This window comes from Seonamhaeicola algicola (genome assembly GCF_007997385.1).
GTDB classification, from domain to species: Bacteria; Bacteroidota; Bacteroidia; order Flavobacteriales; family Flavobacteriaceae; genus Seonamhaeicola; species Seonamhaeicola algicola.
On sequence record NZ_VOSC01000019.1, the window covers coordinates 541262 to 560062 of the forward strand.

General features: G+C 31.1%; 23 protein-coding genes. 10 read left to right on the plus strand and 13 right to left on the minus strand.

Annotated features, from left to right (window positions below; genetic code table 11):
• Positions 1-40: 40 nt before the first annotated feature.
• From porD to FUA26_RS07810, 6 genes are all read right to left on the minus strand, one after another.
• The gene (gene porD / locus FUA26_RS07785) at positions 41-928 is read right to left on the minus strand and encodes a type IX secretion system protein PorD (protein WP_147133954.1); all 888 of its coding nucleotides are present in this window, start codon (positions 926-928) and stop codon (positions 41-43) included.
• On the minus strand, positions 921-2132 hold the full coding sequence (coaBC, locus tag FUA26_RS07790; RefSeq protein ID WP_147133957.1) for a bifunctional phosphopantothenoylcysteine decarboxylase/phosphopantothenate--cysteine ligase CoaBC: 1212 nt from the start codon (positions 2130-2132) through the stop codon (positions 921-923). The genes porD and coaBC overlap by 8 nt, the downstream gene beginning before the upstream one ends.
• Before the next feature lie 8 nt (positions 2133-2140).
• Entirely contained in the window at positions 2141-2467 is a 327-nt protein-coding gene (locus FUA26_RS07795) for a DNA-directed RNA polymerase subunit omega (RefSeq protein ID WP_147133960.1), read from the minus strand.
• Between the two features lie 11 nt (positions 2468-2478).
• The gene (locus FUA26_RS07800) at positions 2479-3333 is read right to left on the minus strand and encodes an outer membrane protein assembly factor BamD (RefSeq protein WP_147133963.1); all 855 of its coding nucleotides are present in this window, start codon (positions 3331-3333) and stop codon (positions 2479-2481) included.
• Between the two features lie 145 nt (positions 3334-3478).
• Positions 3479-4354 carry a 4-hydroxy-tetrahydrodipicolinate synthase gene (gene dapA / locus FUA26_RS07805; protein ID WP_147133966.1) on the minus strand — a complete coding sequence of 292 codons (876 nt, stop codon included), beginning with the start codon at positions 4352-4354 and terminating at the stop codon, positions 3479-3481.
• Positions 4344-4874, minus strand: a complete 531-nt coding sequence (locus FUA26_RS07810) for a DUF6913 domain-containing protein (protein WP_147133969.1) — start codon at positions 4872-4874, stop codon at positions 4344-4346. The genes dapA and FUA26_RS07810 overlap by 11 nt, the downstream gene beginning before the upstream one ends.
• A gap of 58 nt (positions 4875-4932) precedes the next feature.
• Here FUA26_RS07810 and FUA26_RS07815 point away from each other — a divergent pair, with 58 nt between their 5' ends.
• Together FUA26_RS07815 and FUA26_RS07820 are read left to right on the plus strand one after the other, a co-directional pair.
• On the plus strand, positions 4933-5691 hold the full coding sequence (locus FUA26_RS07815) for a 5'-nucleotidase C-terminal domain-containing protein (RefSeq protein WP_147133971.1): 759 nt from the start codon (positions 4933-4935) through the stop codon (positions 5689-5691).
• Between the two features lie 12 nt (positions 5692-5703).
• Positions 5704-6612: a bifunctional metallophosphatase/5'-nucleotidase gene (locus FUA26_RS07820; RefSeq protein ID WP_147133974.1), complete on the plus strand. Its 909-nt coding sequence runs from the start codon at positions 5704-5706 to the stop codon at positions 6610-6612.
• On the opposite strand, the gene FUA26_RS07825 is transcribed toward FUA26_RS07820, so the two are convergent.
• Positions 6598-7386, minus strand: a complete 789-nt coding sequence (locus FUA26_RS07825) for a hypothetical protein (protein WP_147133976.1) — start codon at positions 7384-7386, stop codon at positions 6598-6600. The two genes, FUA26_RS07820 and FUA26_RS07825, sit on opposite strands and share 15 nt — an antisense overlap.
• Positions 7387-7566: 180 nt before the next feature.
• On the opposite strand from FUA26_RS07825, the gene FUA26_RS07830 reads away from it, so the two are divergent.
• Entirely contained in the window at positions 7567-7947 is a 381-nt protein-coding gene (locus tag FUA26_RS07830) for a DoxX family protein (RefSeq protein ID WP_147133979.1), read from the plus strand.
• A gap of 20 nt (positions 7948-7967) precedes the next feature.
• On the opposite strand, the gene FUA26_RS07835 is transcribed toward FUA26_RS07830, so the two are convergent.
• The 4 genes from FUA26_RS07835 to FUA26_RS07850 form a co-directional block, all read right to left on the minus strand.
• Positions 7968-8696: a hypothetical protein gene (locus FUA26_RS07835; protein WP_147133982.1), complete on the minus strand. Its 729-nt coding sequence runs from the start codon at positions 8694-8696 to the stop codon at positions 7968-7970.
• Positions 8697-8780: 84 nt separating this feature from the next.
• Positions 8781-10775 (minus strand): NAD-dependent DNA ligase LigA, encoded by a 1995-nt coding sequence (ligA, locus tag FUA26_RS07840; RefSeq protein ID WP_147133985.1) that lies wholly within the window; start codon positions 10773-10775, stop codon positions 8781-8783.
• Positions 10775-11632 (minus strand): peptide chain release factor N(5)-glutamine methyltransferase, encoded by an 858-nt coding sequence (gene prmC, locus FUA26_RS07845; protein WP_147133988.1) that lies wholly within the window; start codon positions 11630-11632, stop codon positions 10775-10777. Before prmC ends, ligA begins: the two co-directional genes overlap by 1 nt.
• On the minus strand, positions 11629-12120 hold the full coding sequence (locus FUA26_RS07850) for a GNAT family N-acetyltransferase (RefSeq protein ID WP_147133991.1): 492 nt from the start codon (positions 12118-12120) through the stop codon (positions 11629-11631). Before FUA26_RS07850 ends, prmC begins: the two co-directional genes overlap by 4 nt.
• Before the next feature lie 47 nt (positions 12121-12167).
• Here FUA26_RS07850 and FUA26_RS07855 point away from each other — a divergent pair, with 47 nt between their 5' ends.
• Genes FUA26_RS07855 through FUA26_RS07870 form a run of 4 tightly spaced genes read left to right on the plus strand, consistent with a single transcriptional unit; the run spans position 12168 to position 14901 of the window.
• Positions 12168-12629 carry a hypothetical protein gene (locus tag FUA26_RS07855; RefSeq protein ID WP_147133994.1) on the plus strand — a complete coding sequence of 154 codons (462 nt, stop codon included), beginning with the start codon at positions 12168-12170 and terminating at the stop codon, positions 12627-12629.
• A gap of 2 nt (positions 12630-12631) precedes the next feature.
• Positions 12632-13684 carry a bifunctional diaminohydroxyphosphoribosylaminopyrimidine deaminase/5-amino-6-(5-phosphoribosylamino)uracil reductase RibD gene (ribD, locus tag FUA26_RS07860; RefSeq protein WP_147133997.1) on the plus strand — a complete coding sequence of 351 codons (1053 nt, stop codon included), beginning with the start codon at positions 12632-12634 and terminating at the stop codon, positions 13682-13684.
• Complete coding sequence (locus FUA26_RS07865; RefSeq protein ID WP_147134000.1) at positions 13677-14285, plus strand: HAD family hydrolase; 609 nt, start codon at positions 13677-13679, stop codon at positions 14283-14285. Before ribD ends, FUA26_RS07865 begins: the two co-directional genes overlap by 8 nt.
• 4 nt (positions 14286-14289) lie before the next feature.
• A complete protein-coding gene (locus FUA26_RS07870; RefSeq protein WP_147134003.1) occupies positions 14290-14901 on the plus strand; it encodes an IMPACT family protein in 612 nt (203 codons plus the stop codon).
• Here the strand turns inward: FUA26_RS07870 and FUA26_RS07875 are convergent.
• On the minus strand, positions 14898-15296 hold the full coding sequence (locus FUA26_RS07875) for an acyl-CoA thioesterase (RefSeq protein WP_147134006.1): 399 nt from the start codon (positions 15294-15296) through the stop codon (positions 14898-14900). The two genes, FUA26_RS07870 and FUA26_RS07875, sit on opposite strands and share 4 nt — an antisense overlap.
• Before the next feature lie 188 nt (positions 15297-15484).
• Between FUA26_RS07875 and dnaA the strand changes: the two genes are divergently transcribed.
• From dnaA to FUA26_RS07890, 3 genes are read left to right on the plus strand one after another with little or no spacing between them, the layout of a single operon-like run.
• Positions 15485-16912 (plus strand): chromosomal replication initiator protein DnaA, encoded by a 1428-nt coding sequence (dnaA, locus tag FUA26_RS07880; RefSeq protein ID WP_147134009.1) that lies wholly within the window; start codon positions 15485-15487, stop codon positions 16910-16912.
• Between the two features lie 11 nt (positions 16913-16923).
• Positions 16924-17376, plus strand: coding sequence for a low molecular weight protein-tyrosine-phosphatase (locus FUA26_RS07885; protein WP_186826885.1), 453 nt, complete (start codon positions 16924-16926; stop codon positions 17374-17376).
• A 4-nt stretch (positions 17377-17380) separates the two neighbouring features.
• The gene (locus FUA26_RS07890) at positions 17381-18094 is read left to right on the plus strand and encodes an SAM-dependent methyltransferase (RefSeq protein WP_147134015.1); all 714 of its coding nucleotides are present in this window, start codon (positions 17381-17383) and stop codon (positions 18092-18094) included.
• 22 nt (positions 18095-18116) lie between these two features.
• Here FUA26_RS07890 and FUA26_RS07895 read toward each other — a convergent pair whose 3' ends face one another.
• Positions 18117-18767 carry a peptidoglycan-binding protein LysM gene (locus tag FUA26_RS07895; protein ID WP_147134018.1) on the minus strand — a complete coding sequence of 217 codons (651 nt, stop codon included), beginning with the start codon at positions 18765-18767 and terminating at the stop codon, positions 18117-18119.
• Between the last annotated feature and the right edge of the window lie 34 nt (positions 18768-18801).

The following is an 18801-nucleotide window of genomic DNA, read 5'->3' on the forward strand; positions in this document are numbered from 1 at the left end:
TTGCAATTTTTAGTTATAAAATAAACTAAACGTTTGTAAATTAAAACTTAATATTTTGCCATTTGCTACTGTGCATTGGCGCTACTTTTTGAAGTACATCTTTTAAATTAGCAATGTTTACATTGGGGCCATCGCTAAATATTTCAGTTATTTCATCGGCTTTAGCATCAAAAAATGTGCGTTGTAAAAACGAGTTTGGTCTTCGGCTATTCATACTTTGAAACTGTTGTAAAACTGCTGATATAGCTTCTTTACCTTCTTTAGCATTTTCGCTCATAACATCTAAACCATCACGGTGGTACACGTTTATTACTTGCCTATACTCTTTAAATGTAGGCGATAAAATATTATCTATAAGCATAAACCTACTCTGTAAACCATCTTCTAATTTCCAGCCTTTAAAATTTCCTTGTTGCGAATAGTTTGTTATGGTTTGCGCTTGCTTTAAATAGGCACTACCACCATTTGGCGCAAAAGAATCGGCATCTAAACCTAAAATCATATACACGTGAAATGCAATAACCGATACTAAATTAGATTGAAACTGTTGCGGATTAAAAATAAGATTTTGATACTCTAAATAACTAAAATTAAAATCTTTATCATTAAAGTTATAAATAGGCGTACTGTATGATGCCCCATAAACCGGACGTGATGATTGTACTTGTAATGAGGCTTCAAAAGTTTCGCCGCTGTAACTAGAAACGTTAATAACCATACTACAATTAATCCTTTCTTGCGGTAAAAAGGTTTTGTTAGTCCATTTTGTATTATTAACAAACTCTGTTAGTTGTTTTTCTAGCGTTTTAAAAATAGGAAAGTTTTCATTACCCGTAAATTGGGCATTAACAACAACATTGCAATTTAACTCTTGCGCTAACCCAACCGATGTAATTAAAAAAGTAAAAACAATTAAAATGTTACGCATCAATTTGCTCTGTTATTTTGTTTAATAAATCTTTGGCTACCTCGGCCTTAGATTTTAATTGAAATTCAGTAATAGTTTCATTTTTATCAATAAAAGTAACTTTATTGGTATCACCTTTAAAGCCTGCACCTTTATCATTTAACGAATTTAAAACAATTAAATTTAAATTCTTTCTTTTTAGCTTGCCTTTTGCATTTTCTAATTCGTTATTAGTTTCTAGTGCAAACCCTACTAAATATTGATTGGTTTTAATGGCTCCTAATGACGCTAAAATATCTTTTGTTTTCTCTAACTGTAATGTTAACGTTGTATCTTTCTTTTTTATTTTCTGAAGTGCTACTTCTTTTGGCTTATAATCTGCCACTGCTGCCGATAGTATAGCTACATCAACATTTTGGTAGTGTTTATGCACTTCATCATACATGTTTTGTGCACTTACTACTGCTTTTACATCAATAAAACTATGTGAAACATTTTGGTTTGTTGGCCCCGTAACTAATATGACTTTAGCGCCTAAATTAGCTGCTGCTTTAGCTATTTCAAACCCCATTTTACCGCTAGAATGATTGCCTATAAAGCGCACAGGGTCTATGGCTTCATAAGTTGGACCCGCCGTTATTAATACTGTTTTGTTTTTTAATGGTAGCTTGCTTACAATATCGTTTTCAATAAAGGTTACAATATCTTCAGGCTCTGCCATTCTACCCTCGCCTACTAATCCGCTAGCTAACTCGCCACTTGTAGCAGGTATCATTATATTACCAAAACGTTTTAGCTTTTCAAATGAAGCTAATGTTGTTGGATGTTTATACATATCTAAATCCATAGCGGGCGCAAAATATACAGGGCATTTTGCTGATAAATACGTAGCAAGTAATAAATTATTGCAAACACCATTAGCCATTTTAGACATGGTATTTGCTGTTGCTGGAGCCACCAAAAATAAATCTGCCCACAGGCCTAAATCTACATGGTTATTCCATACGCCATTATCATCATCTTCATTGGTAAAAGATGAATGCACTGGATTTTTAGATAATGTTGAAAGTGTTAAGGGTGTTATAAATTCTTTTGAAGCTGGCGTCATTACTACTTGTACGTTTGCGCCTGCTTTTATAAACAACCTTACTAATGAAGCTGTTTTATAAGCGGCAATTCCGCCACTAATACCTAATAGTACGTTTTTGCCGCTTAGAATACTCATAAGAAATATTACTGAGCGTCTTCCTCAGTATTTCTAAAATAAATTTTATCAGTTAGCCATTCTTGAACAGCTAATGCGTGAGGTTTAGGTAATTTTTCGTAGAATTTTGAAACCTCAATTTGTTCTTTATTTTCAAAGATTTCTTCAAGGCTATCATTGTAAGTAGCAAATTCCTCTAACTTATCAATAAGCTCTTTTTTAATCTCTGTGTTAATTTGTTCTGCTCTTCTAGCAATAATAGAAATAGACTCATAGATATTGTCTGTAGGCTCATCTACTTGATTTCTATCATAAGTTACTGTGTTAACAGGAGCATTGATTTTTTTTAAATCCATCGTGACTATGTTTAACTTTGTGTGCTATACGTATTTAATTCTTCTTCAACAGCGCTTACCATTTCATTTACTTGCTCGGTATATTTTGAGTTAGCAAACATTTTTTTAAATGAATTACCATATTCTTTGGCTGTTTCTAAACGTTGTTTACGTAATTGAACAACGCCTTCTTCTCTAGAGCTTATGTACTCAAAACTATTTACAGCTTGTTGGTATACGGCATCTAGCCTGTAATAAAACGCATCTTCTCTTAATTTTGAACCTGGAAACTCATAAAGAAAATTATCAAATGATTTTATAGCTGCGGTAAAATCTCTTGTAAAACCAGGTGCAATATCGCTGTATTGTTTTGCTATATGAAATGCTTTTTGCTCTAACTTAAATTCAAGTTCTTTTACTAGTTTGTTAGCATCTTCTAAATACTTAGAATCTGGGAATCTGTTGATAAACTCTTGTGTTTTCTCAATAGCTTCAGTAGTTTCTTTTTGATCTTTAGTGTATGCTGGTGATAGCATGTAATAACTTTTTGCGCTTAAAAAAGCGGCTTCTTCAAGCTTTTCGCTTTTTGGATACGCTGTAGTAAACTGCTCAAACCTATATGCTGATGTGTAATAATCTTTCATTTCATAAAAGGTCATAGCATACAGATACATAAGCTTTTGTGCTTGAGGTTTCCCTCTGTATTCTGGTACTATTTGCGCAAACAAACGGCTGGCTTTTGCAAACTTACCGTCGTTATACAAGGCTTCGCCCATTTCAAACTTCTTTTTTACAGCACCTTCTCCAGATTCTTTTAAAACCTTTTGATATTCGCTACATGAGCTTAAAATGATTGCTGGTATTAATATGTAAAAAAACTTTTTCATAATTTTTAACAGAGGGCAAAATTACGTTAATAATATGGATTTAAAAAATAATATTTTAAGCTAAAATAAACGCTTAAACTTAGTTACTGTAGCGTTTAAGTTATATTTAACTTTTACCAGTATTTAAAACACACTATTACTTAATTTATTTTGCTAGGCATGCTTTTATTTTTTGTTTTAAAGCACTTGTTGCTGGTACTACGGGTAACCTAACTGTGTCTGCGCATAAACCTAAAGCTTCAAAAACTGCTTTAATACCTGATGGATTGTTTTCTTCAAAAATATACCCAATAATATCCATTAATTTGAAATGAAGTTTATAAGCTTCTTTGGCATTGCCCTGTAAACCTAAACGTATCATTTCAGAAAAATCTTTTGGTAGTGCTTGCCCAATTACCGAAATAACACCTGCTCCTCCAGCTAATACAACTCCTAAGGCTAAATCATCATCACCTGAAATAATTAAAAAATCATCTGGTTTGTTTTTAAGCAATTCTAAATATTGTGCCATGTTATTGCCTGCTTCTTTCACACCAATAATATTTGAAAAATCATTAGCCAAACGTAGTGTTGTAGCTGCTTCCATATTTTTGGCGGTTCTGCCTGGTACATTGTATAAAATGATATCAACTGGCGAAACTTCAGATATTGCTTTAAAATGCTGATAAAAACCTTCTTGAGTTGGTTTATTATAATATGGTGCTACCGATAAAATGGCACTAATTCCTGTAAAATCTGTGGTTTTAATTTCATCAACCACTTGCATTGTATTGTTTCCGCCAATGCCTAAAACCAAAGGTAAACGCCCATTATTAGCTTTAGAAATGGTTGCTATTACATCTTGTTTTTCTTGCTTTGTAAGTGTAGCGCTCTCTGCTGTTGTACCACAAATAACTAGGTATTCTGTACCGTTTTCAATATTGTGATTTACAATGTTTGTTAAAGCTTGGTGGTTTACACTTAAATCTGCATTAAAAGGTGTAACTAAAGCAACGCCAGTTCCTAAAAACTTACTGTTCATTTTTAATTTTATTTAATATAGTTAAGTATTTAAAAAGCTCGTTTTTAAACACATCAAATTCTTTAATATCTGTTTTTATAATAAGGTCATTTAAACGTTCATCGGTTTGTAAAACACCTACTTTAAACGCCGCTTTTGATGCTGCTGTTATAAGTTTTAATTCTAAAATTTCTTCGTTGTAATAACTTACCAAAACATCAAACTCTTTGTTTAAAAAGTTTTGTAATTCTACATTGTTTACAGCACCACGCCAACCAAAATCTTTTGGAGTAAAACACAAATCCCATGATAGCAAGTTTTCTTTTTCATCTTCAGAAAAAGCTATAATCTTCACATTATTAGTGTGAATTTTAATTAAAGTTGCTAACTTTTTAAAAGCCTCAAAATCATCAAATTCGTTTACATTTATAACAACACCTAAACTACTAACCTTATTATTAGTAATGTTTACTTGCCTTTGTGTTAACAATTTGTTTAAGTACTTCTTATTAGATTTTCCTTTAAAACCCTTTAAAATCATTTATCTTTGACCTTTGCGCAAAGGTAGCAAAACTACATTCAAAATTTTGATTAAACACATGAGGTTAACACATTTATTTATTTTGTTAATAATTTTTGCCTTAACTAGCTGTAAAGAGCAAACCTATAACTTACATAAAATTGAAGGTAAACGTATTGTAATTTCTGATTCTTTAAACGCAAATTCTGAAATTGATGCGTTTATAAAACCTTACAGAGAGCACATTAACAACGATTTAGATAGTACACTTGCCTATTCCGTTAACGTGTTTTCTAAAAATGATGGGCTATTAAATACTGCTATTGGTAATTTTTTAGCTGATGCTGTTTACACACAAGCTAACCCAGTTTTTAATAAAAGAACCGGTAAAAATATTGATTTGGTTTTACTAAATCATGGCGGTATTAGAGCTGTTTTACCTAAAGGAAATATTAGCAAAAGAACCGCTTTTGAAATTATGCCTTTTGAAAACAGCATAGTGGTTGTTGCCTTAAAAGGTTTTCAAATTGATAGCATTGTAAATTTTTTATCTAGCAATAAACGCGCACACCCAATATCTCAACTTAAGCTTAAAATTAATGCCAATTTTAAACCAATTAACGCTACAGTAAAAGGTGAAAATATTAACAAAAACAAAACCTATTACGTAGCCACCAACGATTATTTATACGAAGGAAATGATGGCATGACTTTTTTTAAACCAAATGATTCATTATACAAATTGAATTATAAAATTAGAACCGCTTTAATTGATCATTTTAATACTATTGACACTATTAATCCTGTTATTGACGACAGATTTATTCAAATTAAATAATCTTTAACAACAATGAAACGAAGAGCATTTATACAACAAGCAACAGCAGGAACAGCTTTAGTAACACTAGGTGGTGTTGGTTTACAATCTTTTTCAACTTCAAAAACAAAAAAAATAACCATATTGCACACAAACGATGTGCATAGCCACATTGATGCCTTTGGCCCTAATGATGGAAGAAACGCTAATAAAGGTGGTATTGCACGTAGAGCTACTTTAGTTGAAAATATTAGAAACGAAAACCCTAACACACTTTTATTAGATGCCGGCGATATTTTTCAAGGCACACCCTATTTTAATTACTACGGTGGCGAATTAGAGTTTAAACTTATGAGCATGTTAAAATATGATGCTGCAACTATTGGAAATCATGATTTTGATAACGGTATTGATGGTTTATATGCACAACTACCACATGCTAAATTTGAATTTATTTCTGCCAATTACAACTTTAAAAACACCGTAATGGATACACATGTTAAACCCTACAAAGTGTTTATGAAAGATGGTATTAAAATTGGCGTTTTTGGTTTAGGCATTGCACTTAAAGGCTTGGTTGCACCGTCGCTTTATAAGGAAACTGAGTACTTAGACCCTATTGAAACCAGCCAAGAAATGACCAAGATTTTAAAAACCGAAGAGCAATGCGATTTAATAATTTGTTTATCGCACTTAGGTTATAATTATAAGGGTGATAAAATTGGCGATTTAAGCTTAGCCAAAGCCACCCGAGATATTGACTTAATTATTGGTGGCCACACACACACTTTTTTACCAAAACCAACTGTTGTAAAAAATATTGACAATAAAAACATGCTTGTAAACCAAGTTGGTTGTTATGGTATTTACTTAGGAAAAATTGATTTTTATTTTGATGCCGATAAAAACAAATCGGCTAACGGTACATCAATAATTGTTTAAGCTAAAGCTACCATTATCTGAACTAAGTTTTTTAGGCATTTTTAATGTACCCTTTGAAGTTTTTAGGTGTTTACTAACCTCTATACTTTCTTTAAAAGCCATAGAATTAATTAAAAAATATACACCTGACACATACATTATTTTTTCAAGCATTTCAAAACTCCAATGATATATATAATATAGGTTTACATAGTTTAAAACTGTTGCAAAACCTAAAAATATAACGCTAATTAAAAACCAAACAGATTGTTTACTTTCTACACTTAAATACACGCCATAAGCCAATAAAGCTAAAAACATTACAACAAAGTTTTTTATTGCAAATAACAACACTTCACTATTATCACTTACAACACTATTTAATACGCTATACAAACTGTATAAAAAGTAAAGCCCTATAAAAAAAATCATTATTAAATACCCTATTACCAACTTATCTAACTTAAATACTTTGAATTTGGGTAATTTAACAGCTATTAAATATATAAAGCCAATAATATATAGTGCACTAGCCACTTTTAATTGCAAGTCTTCATAAAAAAAGAATGATGATATATTACCTAAAAAAGCAAAAACTAAAAAGAAAGCAAAACCAATATTTAAGGTTTTAAATTTTGAAATAAAAACAGTTAAAAAAGTCGGAATTACCAACAGGTAAATATAATTAGCTATTTTAAAGTTGCTAGTAACATTACAATATACCATTGCTGCTACAAACACAAAAAAAACGCTAAAAAATAATTTACCAAAGGGCAGCGTAAATATTTTTTTCATAATGATAACAATAAGTAGGTTAAATCAAATATAAAAAAAAATACTCATTTCAACGTTTAAAATTGTCGTTTTATCGATTTTTAACCAAAAATCATCCTTTTATCGATACTTCACATAAAAAACTTTGATAAGTAATTGAAAAATAAGCGTCTAAGAAAAAGACTCTTAATAATTCTATAAATGAAAAAACAGATCTCTTTTATACTACGTTTGTTAGTGGCAATTATACTTATTCAAACATTACGCTTTAAATTTACAGCACACCCAGATAGTGTTTATATATTTTCAAAAGTTGATTTAGAGCCCAATGGCCGAATTATTATTGGTGTTTTTGAACTTGTTGCCGGTATTTTATTATTAATACCTAAAACTATATATATTGGAGCTTTACTAACATTAGGAATTATTGGTGGCGCCATTGTAATTCACATAACCAAATTAGGAATAATTGTAAATAATGACGGCGGTGTACTTTTTGGTACTGCAATAATTACTTTTATAATCACTTTAATTATTTTGTTTTTACACAAGGAAGATATTCCTTCTTTTAAACACAAATAACCATTAAAATTTAAAGTATTTTATACATACATACCATCTTTTTTAACATCTAATAATTCCGCTTGCCTACAAAAGAAAAAGAAAGCCAGTAATGTAAGTGTTGTTGACAAAAGTACTAACAAATGCCTATGAGCCATGTATATATAAGCAACATCAACTACTTCTGAAAAAACAATACACATGGTTCCTAAAAATAAATACAAAGCTTTTTTATTGTCTTTATAAAAATAATTAAGAAGTGCTACTGAAAGTAATAACAGCATAACAACATTATATATTAACTCAAGAAAAAATTCTCCGCCATACATAGTAGTTGGAGTAACTATTACCTGAAGCACATACACAAGCCATATGTTTAAAGACAATAAAACAATTAAATGAATTTTAAAGTTCTTAAGAACCTGGATAAAGTTAACACCTTGAGCTATTAGTAAGATTAAAAACACATATGATAGTATGTAAAGTGAATTTCCTATGTAATAATCTGTATTAACTATAAAATCAAAAGTGCTTGTTTCAGGTAAAAGATCTACAAGTAAACCCTCTAAATCTGATATGGTGTAGCATATCATAAACAATATAAAGTATTTTGTTTTTCCTTTAAAAAAAAGAAAATAGTTTACTGCTATTAAAGGCACAATAAGTGCGTTTAAAAAAACTGAAACATCTTCATAACCTATGAATCCGAATACGGAAAATAGGATATAAACTAACAAGACAAATAAATATATTATCTTTGATGTTGACATTCAATTACTTTTGGTTGGATACAAATGTAAAACTTATATCCAATTTATCGGTAAAAAAATGCATTTTATCGATGAAATGCAGTTTTATTTTAATTTTTGTAAAAATTCACTTTCATTTAAAATAGAAATCCCAAGTTTATCTGCTTTTTCTTTTTTACTTGGCCCCATATTATCACCAGCAACAATGAAACTAGTTTTTGAAGATATTGAGCTAGCAACCTTACCGCCATTATCTTCAATAAGTTTTTTCAACTCATTTCTAGACACGGTTTGAAATACTCCTGAAACCACAATTATTTGTCCTTCTAAAATAGTTGTTTGTCCTGCAAGCTCTTCTTCCGAAATTTTTAATTGCACCCCAAAACCTTTTAATCTTTCAATAATGTTTCTATTAACTTCAGAATTAAAAAAATCAACTACACTTTGCGCAATTTTAACACCAATTTCATCAACATTAACTAAATCTTCTTCAGTAGCCAAAGCAATGGCATCTATTGTTTTATAGTGTTTAGCCAATTTTTTTGCTACAGTTTCACCAACATAACGAATACCTAAAGCGAATAAAACGCGCTCAAACGGAATATTTACAGATTTTGAAATACCTTCAATTAAATTATCGGCACTTTTTTCTGCCATACGTTCTAAGGGCAGTATTTGATCTTTTGTTAATTGATATAAATCGGCATAATTATTTATAAGTCCTGCATTTACTAAAAGTGCTACGGTTTCACCTCCCAATCCTTCAATATCCATAGCTTTTCTTGATATGTAATGCTGAATTCTACCTATAATTTGCGGGTTACAGCCATTATAATTAGGGCAATAATGTTGTGCTTCGCCTTCTTTTCGTATTAATTCTGTACCACACTCAGGGCAATGTGTAATATATGTAGTGGGTTGAGAATTTGGCAAACGTTTTGTTACATCAACGCCTAAAATTTTAGGAATAATTTCTCCACCTTTTTCTACATATACTTCATCACCTATTCTAACGTCTAATTTTTCAATTTGATCAGCATTGTGTAATGATGCTCTTTTTACAGTGGTTCCTGCCAGTTCTACTGGCTCTAAATTAGCTACCGGCGTAATTGCACCAGTACGCCCAACTTGATATGTAATACTATTTAATTTTGTTGAAACCTGTTCTGCTTTAAACTTATAAGCCATTGCCCAACGTGGTGCTTTTGCGGTATAACCTAATTCATCTTGTTGCTGAAAGCTATTAACCTTAATTACAACACCATCTGTTTCATACGGTAAATTATGCCTATTAACATCCCAATAATTTATAAATTCTAAAACCTCGTCAATTGAATTGGCTAATTTAGCTGCTTCTGGCACTTTAAAACCCCAATCCCTGGCTTTTTGTAAGCTCTCAAATTGTGTTTTTATACCTAAATTTTTACCTGTAATATTGTAAAGTAAACATTCTAAAGGGCGTTTAGCAACTTCAGAACTATCTTGTAACTTTAAACTTCCTGAAGCTGTATTTCTTGGGTTTCTGTAAGGCTCTTCACCATTAGCCAAACGTGCTTCATTCATTTTATTAAACCCATCAAAAGGCAAAACAATTTCGCCTCTAATATCAAACTTTGAAGGAAAATCGCCTTTTAACTGCAATGGTACAGATTTTATTGTTTTTACATTGGCTGTAACATTATCACCTTGAAAACCATCGCCTCTTGTTACAGCACGTACTAACTTACCGTTTTCATAGGTTAAACTCATTGAAGCGCCATCATATTTTAGCTCACAGGTGTATTGTACGTTGCCATCAACTAGTTTTTTTATGCGTGTTTCCCAATCTTGTAAATCTTCTTTTGAGTATGAATTATCTAAAGAATACATACGGTGCTCATGTACAACTGTTTCAAAATTTTTGGTAATAGCACCTCCCACGCGTTGTGTTGGCGAGTTTGCATCAAAAAACTCAGGGTGTTTTTCTTCTAAAGCTTGAAGTTCTTTTAGTTTTATATCAAATTCAAAATCTGAAATTGTTGGAGTATCAAGCACATAATAATTGTAATTATGTGTACGTAATTCTTCCCTTAGCTGATTTATTTTTTGTTCTGTATTCATTAATACACGCCTTTTATCATTCTCTCTTTTTTAAAAATATCTTGCTTTAATTCAATATTTTTAAAATTATAATTATGTAATAATTGCTTCATTTCTTCACCTAAATATTCATTTATTTCGAAAAACAAAGCGCCATTTTCTTTTAATTTATTAGATGCAAACTTACAAATAGCATTGTAAAATAGTAATGGATTATTATTTTCTACAAACAATGCCAAATGGGGTTCATTGTTTAAAACATTGGGTTTCATTAATTCCTTTTCCTGCATTCTAACATAAGGCGGGTTTGAAATAATAACATCAAAATCTGGTAATTTATTAGCCGTATCTGGTTTTAAAATTGAAGCTTCTACACATGTAACATCAACATTATTTAATACTGCATTTTGTTTTGCTACAGTTAACGCATTACCACTTACATCTAGCGCAAAAACTGATGCTTTTGGTATTTTTTTGGCCAATGTTATAGCTATACAACCACTTCCGGTACCAACATCTAGAATTTTTAATGATTGAGATGCGCTGTTTAACTTTGAGTACCATTTTAAAACCCACGCTACTAATTCTTCGGTTTCTGGTCTGGGTATTAAAACATGTTGGTTTACTTTAAAATTTAATCCGAAAAATTCAGTTTCACCTAATATATATTGTATGGGCTTTTCGGCTTTTAAGGCCTGTAGCGCTTTCAAAATAGCATCGGTATTTTCTAATTCTAAATTAGTATTTAGTGCTAATTGTAAACGTGTTATGCCGTAGTAGGCTTCATTCAACATAAAAAAGATAGTATCTATTTCTTCTTTTGAATAAATACCGCTTAATGTTGTTTGAAATGTATTTTGTATGGCTTTTAACTTCATAAATCTTTAATCATCCAAATACCACAACTGTAATGCCCTGTATTACCAAGAGCACCTTGTAAATGCTTAAAACCAAAACTTTCATACACATGAATGGCCGCTTTTAATTGCGGTGCCGACTCAATGTAACACTGTTTATACCCTAAGTTTTTTGCCGCTTTTAAACAGGTTTCAAACATTTTTTTTCCGTAACCTTTTCCGCGTATTTTAGGCGAAAAGTACATTTTTTGAAGTTCGCAAATATGCGTATTTGAATTTGGTAGAGGCTTTATACCTGCGCCTCCTAAAACTTCGCCATTATTTTCTATAACAAAATAAATATCATTTGTGTTTTGGTAGGCTTGGTACATTTGCGATGTTTCAGGATCTGTGTAGGCAGTGCCTTCTAACGGAATATCAAACTCATGAAAACAATTGCGTATTAATTGCTCTAACGGCTCATTATCATCTGGCTTAATTTCTCTAATAACAATAGTATCTTTAATCACTTTAAAATAGTATTTTTACCCAAGTGAAGATACTTAAATATAAAAACATGCAGAAAAAGGGTTTCATTATTTTATTAACAATAACTTTTTTAATATTTAGCTGTACTGTAAAAGAAAAACCCGAGTTTTTACATATTGAAAACATTAAAGTTTTAGAATCTACAAACAAGCACATAACCATTACTGCTAATGCTATTTTTTTAAACCCAAATGATATTGGCGGACAATTAAAAACCGATGCCATTAAAGTTTTTATTAACAACAATGAAATGGCAACCGTATCAACCGAAAGTTTTGATGTTCCTGCAAAAAAAGAATTTTCTATACCATTAAAAACACACATTCCTACAGATAGTATTTTAAGCAACAAAAACATTAACGGTTTAATAGGAAGTTTGTTTTCAAAAAAAATTAAAGTACAGTATAAAGGTGCTATAATTTATAAAGTTTTCGGATTTTCATACACCTATAGCATAGATAAAACCGATAATGTAAACATAAAATTTTAATATTGACAGTTAACGAATTTTACATAAAGCGTACCATACAAATAGCCAAAAACGGTTTAGGCAACACAAGACCAAACCCCATGGTTGGAGCTGTAATAGTATACAACAACACTATTATTGGCGAGGGCTTTACAAGTGCATACGGCGGAAACCATGCCGAGGTAAATGCTATAAACGCTGTTAAAAACAAAGCTTTATTAAAACACGCTACCATTTATGTAACTTTAGAACCCTGCTCTCATTACGGCAAAACACCACCATGCAGTGATTTAATTATAAAACACAACATACCCAATGTAGTAATTGGTTGTATTGATGATAATGAACAAGTTGCCGGAAAAGGTGTAAAGAAACTTAAAAAAGCCGGCATTAATGTAACTGTAGGTGTTTTAGAAAAAGAGTGCAAACAACATTTAAAACGTTTTTTTACGTTTCATAATAAAAAAAGACCTTATATAATTTTAAAATGGGCACAAACTACCAATGGCTTTATAGCGCCCTTAACCAAAACCAAACAAGAACCTGTTTGGATAACTAACACATACTCAAAACAGTTAGTACACAAATGGCGTATGCAAGAACAGGCCATTTTAGTTGGCACCAACACGGTTTTACAAGATAACCCAACGCTAACAACTCGCAATTACAAAGGGCAAAACCCTACTAGAGTGGTAATAGACAAACACTTAAAATTAAGTAAAAATTTAAATATATTTAATAACGAAGCTGAAACTATTATAGTTTGTGAAAAGCACAATAACATAAATACAAATACACCTAATTGCCATTTTGAAACTATAAACTGGAACACAAAAACCAACATAGCGCAGCAAATATGCAATGTGCTTTTTAAACATAACATAAACTCAGTTATTATTGAAGGTGGCAGCCAAACTTTACAAACTTTTATAAACGAAAACCTTTGGGATGAAGCACGTATTTTTACAGGCAACACAAACTTTAACAAAGGCACAAAAGCCCCCGTACTTTCAGGACATTTAACCTATGAAACCACAATTCAGTCAGATATTCTAAAAATCTACACCAATGATTAGTACCTTAATTTTTGACTTTGGAAACGTATTTATAAACTTAAATAATGAGTATACAGCTAATTACATTAAACATTTTGAATCTTCAAAACATTTTGATGCTATTATAAAAACCAATTTAAAGTTTGAAAAAGGCGAAATATCAACCCAAGAGTTTTTAAATAATTACACTTGTTTTTTTCCTGAATTTTCTGAAAATGAAATTATTGAAAAATGGAATTCCATTTTAGCCGATTTCCCAAAACACCGATTAAATTTCATAAAAGATTTAAAAGAAAACGCATCATACAAACTCATTTTATTAAGCAACACCAATGCACTACACATAAAATGGATTGAAGAAAACATTCCTTTTTATAGCAGTTTTAAAAACTGTTTTGATAAATTTTACCTTTCGCACGAAATAAACTTAAGAAAACCCGATTCATATATTTATAAATTTGTTTTAAATGACAACAATGTTGAAGCTGAAGAGTGCTTATTTATTGATGATGTAAAAAACAACATTACTGCAGCTAAAAACATGAACATAAACACATGGCACCTTAACCCAGAAAAAGACGATGTTGCCAATTTATTTAAAACCCAAAGCGCCCTATTTTAATTTTTTGACAGAAACAGACACATACAAAACAATTACCAAAAAAACTGACAACATTTTATTTAAAGATAAAAACAGTAAGTTTTTTGGCTATGCATTTCCTGTTTTAACAGAAGACGATGTTAAAACACATATTGAAGCATTAAAAAAAGAACATCACAGCGCCAGACATTGGTGCTACGCCTATAAAATTGGCACTGAAACTGTAATTTTTAGAGCTAATGATGATGGCGAACCTAGTAACTCTGCGGGTATGCCTATTTACAATCAAATATTATCATTTAATGTAACCAACATTTTAATTGTTGTTGTACGTTATTTTGGTGGTGTAAAATTGGGCGTAAGCGGCTTAATAAACGCTTATAAAACCACAGCGCAACTTACATTAGAAGCATCTAAAATTATTGAAAAAACCATCAATATTAATTTTATAATACATTTTGATTACCCCAATATGAATACCGTAATGCGTATTATAAAAGAAAAAAACCTAAATATAATAAACCAAAAACTAGAAATGGATTGTGAAGTAACTATTTCTGTTAGAAAAAAAGATGCAGAAGCTACTTTTAATAGTTTCAATACATTGCATCAAATAAGCATAAAACAATGCAATTAATCTTCAAGTAAATTTAATATGTAATCGGGTGCTTGTATTGGCCGTTTAGTTTTCATATCAACAAACACCAAAATTGTACTTGCTGTGGTTAAAATTTCACCCTTTTCATTGGTAATTTCATAATCAAACTCAATCTTAGCAGTTGGCCTATTTTTAAGTTGAGTTTTTACTGTAATTAACTCATCATAACCTGCTGGTTTTTTATAATTTATATTTAAAGAAACTACAGGTAGCATAATACCATTTTCTTCCATTGTTTTATATGAAACACCAAGCTTACGCAACCATTCAACCCTTGCCATTTCTAGATACAACGCATAATTACCATGATACACTACCCCCATTTGGTCTGTTTCACCATACCTCACTCTAATTTGTATTTCGTCGATTTTCATTGTTTATTTTGAATATTTTTTTGTAGTTTCGGAAACGGATTAAACATGAGGAAAAATTTCTAAAAATTCAATAATATTTCATTTTTTTTTTAAGAATTTTGTTCACATATTTGCCCCACTGTAAGAGGGACAGGGATTACACACCTCTTTTCTAATTTTTGCTAATTAACAAACCTTAAAATTTAAAAATGAGTAACACTGCGAAATCGGTATGGAATAATTGTCTAAAATTCATAAAAGATAATATTCAACCGCAAGCATATAAAACATGGTTTGAGCCCATAGTTGCAGTGAAACTCACTGACAATGCTTTAAGCATTCAGGTACCTAGCAAATTTTTTTACGAGTGGTTAGAAGAGCACTACGTAAAAATACTTAAAGTTGCTTTAACTAAAGAGTTAGGTAAAAATGCCAAATTGGTGTACATTATTAAAATGGAAAACACTTATGGTAATAAGCAACCTTTCACAGAAAAAATACCAAGTTCAAATAGATCTGCTGTAAAATCGCAAGATGTTGATATTCCTTTAAATAATAAGAGTCCGGAATTACGAAATCCGTTTGTTATTCCTGGCATTAGAAATGTTAAAGTAGAATCTCAACTAAACCCAAATTATAGTTTTGATAATTTTTTAGAAGGAGACTCAAACCGTTTAGCGCGTAGTGCTGGTTTAGCCGTTGCAAACAAACCAGGAGGCACTTCTTTTAATCCGTTATTAATTTTTGGTGGTGTTGGTTTAGGCAAAACACATTTAGCACACGCTATAGGTGTTGATATTAAAGACAAATACCCTGAAAAAACAGTTTTATATATTTCTGCAGAAAAGTTTACGCAACAATATATTGACGCTATAAAAAAGAACAACCGAAATGATTTTATACATTTCTATCAAATTATTGATGTTCTTATTATTGACGATGTTCAATTTTTATCAGGAAAAACAGGAACACAAGATGTTTTCTTTCATATATTTAACCACTTACACCAAAACGGCAAACAAGTTGTTTTAACCAGTGATAAAGCACCGGTTGATATGCAAGATATTGAACAACGCTTGTTATCACGTTTTAAATGGGGACTTTCAGCTGAACTGCAAACCCCAGATTTTGAAACTCGTGTATCAATTTTAAAGAATAAGCTATATCGTGATGGTGTTGAAATGCCTGAAGATATTATTGATTATGTTGCTAAAAACATAAAATCGAACGTTAGAGAACTTGAAGGTGCTATTATTTCACTCATTGCACAATCTTCTTTCAATAAAAAAGAAATAACTATAGATTTAGCAAGAGTTATTGTAGAGAAGTTTGTTAAAAATACAAAACGTGAAGTTTCAATAGATTACATACAAAAAGTAGTATCTGATTACTTTCAAATGGATGTTGACACACTTCAATCTAAAACTAGAAAACGTCATATTGTTCAAGCACGTCAATTAGCTATGTTTTTTGCAAAAAAATTCACAAAAGCATCATTAGCTAGTATTGGTTCGCAAATTGGAAAACGTGATCATGCAACTGTTTTACACGCCTGCAAAACGGTTGACAACCTTACTTCAACAGATAAACAATTTAGAAAATACGTTGAAGATATTACTAAAAAGCTTTCAGTTTAACACCTTTTATAATGACAAAAATACTAATGGTTTGCTTGGGCAATATTTGCCGATCTCCATTAGCAGAAGGTATTTTAAAATATAAACTACCAAAAGAAAACTACATAGTAGATTCTGCCGGAACTGCAAACTACCACACTAATAAACAACCTGATAGCCGATCAATAGCTGTTGCAAAAACACACGGCTTAAACATTTCAAACCAAAAAGCAAGACAATTTACAGTAAACGATTTTGATGTTTTTGATTTTATTTACGTTATGGATCAAACAAATTACCAAAACGTTATAAAACTTGCTAGAAATGATGCAGACAGAAATAAGGTTGAAATGCTATTAAACGTGGTATACCCTAATAAAAATTTTGAGGTGCCAGACCCTTATTATGGTGGTGAACAAGGATTTGAAAACGTTTACCAAATGCTTGATGAGGCATGTAATATAATTGCTGAAAAATTACAATAAAACAATGCATACAACAGGAAATCTATATTTAATACCTACAACTTTAGGTGATAATGAACCACTTGATGTTTTGCCTATTACGGTTAAAAACACCATTGAAAGCATAGATTATTTTATTGTTGAAAACCAAAAAACTGCAAGACGTTTTATAAAAAAAATTGCACCTAATAAATCACAACCATCACTTAATCTTTTTGTTTTAAACAAACATACAGAGCTTACTGAATTGCCTGAGTTTTTAACACCTTGCTTACATGGTAAAAATGTTGGTTTATTATCTGAAGCTGGCTGCCCAGGAGTTGCTGATCCGGGAGCCGACGTTGTAAAAATAGCGCATCAAAAAAACATAAAAGTAGTTCCTTTAGTTGGGCCATCATCAATATTACTTGCATTAATGAGTTCTGGTATGAATGGCCAAAGTTTTGCTTTTAACGGCTATCTTCCTATTGATAAAAATGAACGTAAACAAGAATTAAAACGTTTAGAACGTTTATCATTTGACCAAAATCAATCTCAAATTTTTATTGAAACACCTTACCGAAACAATAAAATGCTAGAAGATATCACAGCTGTTTTATCAGATAATACTAGCGTTTGTGTAGCGTGTGATATTACACTTCAAAGTGAATTTATTAAAACACTACCTGCCGGAAATTGGAAAAAAAATAAGGTAGACCTTCATAAAAGACCTACCATATTCATTATTCATAAAAGCTAATTTTACTGCAAAAAACAACACATTACATAGCTTTTGCTTTCTTGTTGGGTTTAATAAAAGAAGTATCATAACCAGAAAAACGCTTCATGTAAGTGTACACGGTGGTACCAAATCCATCAGCAAAGTTATCTAATCCGTAACTTCTTAAATACTTTTTCACACTTCCAGGCCCTGCTAAATGTGCTGCAGCCAAAATACCAGATTCTGTTACTAAAACGCCATTAATACGTTTACCAACAAAGTTTCTAATATCTCTTCGCAGAATCCATTTGTTTCTTGATGCATTAGCAATAAATGCTTTTTCCTGAAGTTTAGGGTCATTTAAAAACGCTTTGGCATTATAAATACCAATTAGTTTTAAAGTTTCTTCGCCAAATTGATATTTACCAAGGTATCCAAACGTGTTAATACACGCATAATTTCCTCTAGATTCTTTAAAAGCCACCGCTTCTTTAAAACCAATAAAGGATTTACCTAAGTAAGGCGTAAAAACTTCATTAGATGCTATAAGATCCTGGTCTTTAACATCGTTTAGGCCAACTGTGTAATTTAAGCCTAGTCCTTTTGTAGAATACTTACTCAAATCTATCGTTTCATTTTCAGCAAACGAAACATATGCTATAACACATATAGTAAGACCGAGGGTAATATAACCTGCAATATTCTTTACCATAGTTCTAAATTTTTACAACATATTTTATACAAAA

Excerpts from the sequence above, each read along its gene's own strand:
- FUA26_RS07795 (WP_147133960.1), bottom strand. The coding sequence starts at position 2,467 with ATGGATTTAAAAAAAATCAATGCTCCTGTTAACACAGTAACTTATGAT.
- dnaA (WP_147134009.1), top strand. The coding sequence starts at position 15,485 with ATGAGTAACACTGCGAAATCGGTATGGAATAATTGTCTAAAATTCATA.
- porD (WP_147133954.1), bottom strand. The coding sequence starts at position 928 with ATGCGTAACATTTTAATTGTTTTTACTTTTTTAATTACATCGGTTGGG.
- FUA26_RS07855 (WP_147133994.1), top strand. The coding sequence starts at position 12,168 with ATGCAGAAAAAGGGTTTCATTATTTTATTAACAATAACTTTTTTAATA.
- FUA26_RS07875 (WP_147134006.1), bottom strand. The coding sequence starts at position 15,296 with ATGAAAATCGACGAAATACAAATTAGAGTGAGGTATGGTGAAACAGAC.
- FUA26_RS07820 (WP_147133974.1), top strand. The coding sequence starts at position 5,704 with ATGAAACGAAGAGCATTTATACAACAAGCAACAGCAGGAACAGCTTTA.
- FUA26_RS07865 (WP_147134000.1), top strand. The coding sequence starts at position 13,677 with ATGATTAGTACCTTAATTTTTGACTTTGGAAACGTATTTATAAACTTA.
- coaBC (WP_147133957.1), bottom strand. The coding sequence starts at position 2,132 with ATGAGTATTCTAAGCGGCAAAAACGTACTATTAGGTATTAGTGGCGGA.
- FUA26_RS07815 (WP_147133971.1), top strand. The coding sequence starts at position 4,933 with ATGAGGTTAACACATTTATTTATTTTGTTAATAATTTTTGCCTTAACT.
- FUA26_RS07825 (WP_147133976.1), bottom strand. The coding sequence starts at position 7,386 with ATGAAAAAAATATTTACGCTGCCCTTTGGTAAATTATTTTTTAGCGTT.
- FUA26_RS07890 (WP_147134015.1), top strand. The coding sequence starts at position 17,381 with ATGCATACAACAGGAAATCTATATTTAATACCTACAACTTTAGGTGAT.
- FUA26_RS07835 (WP_147133982.1), bottom strand. The coding sequence starts at position 8,696 with ATGTCAACATCAAAGATAATATATTTATTTGTCTTGTTAGTTTATATC.
- FUA26_RS07830 (WP_147133979.1), top strand. The coding sequence starts at position 7,567 with ATGAAAAAACAGATCTCTTTTATACTACGTTTGTTAGTGGCAATTATA.
- FUA26_RS07895 (WP_147134018.1), bottom strand. The coding sequence starts at position 18,767 with ATGGTAAAGAATATTGCAGGTTATATTACCCTCGGTCTTACTATATGT.
- FUA26_RS07810 (WP_147133969.1), bottom strand. The coding sequence starts at position 4,874 with ATGATTTTAAAGGGTTTTAAAGGAAAATCTAATAAGAAGTACTTAAAC.
- prmC (WP_147133988.1), bottom strand. The coding sequence starts at position 11,632 with ATGAAGTTAAAAGCCATACAAAATACATTTCAAACAACATTAAGCGGT.
- dapA (WP_147133966.1), bottom strand. The coding sequence starts at position 4,354 with ATGAACAGTAAGTTTTTAGGAACTGGCGTTGCTTTAGTTACACCTTTT.
- FUA26_RS07885 (WP_186826885.1), top strand. The coding sequence starts at position 16,924 with ATGACAAAAATACTAATGGTTTGCTTGGGCAATATTTGCCGATCTCCA.
- ligA (WP_147133985.1), bottom strand. The coding sequence starts at position 10,775 with ATGAATACAGAACAAAAAATAAATCAGCTAAGGGAAGAATTACGTACA.
- FUA26_RS07800 (WP_147133963.1), bottom strand. The coding sequence starts at position 3,333 with ATGAAAAAGTTTTTTTACATATTAATACCAGCAATCATTTTAAGCTCA.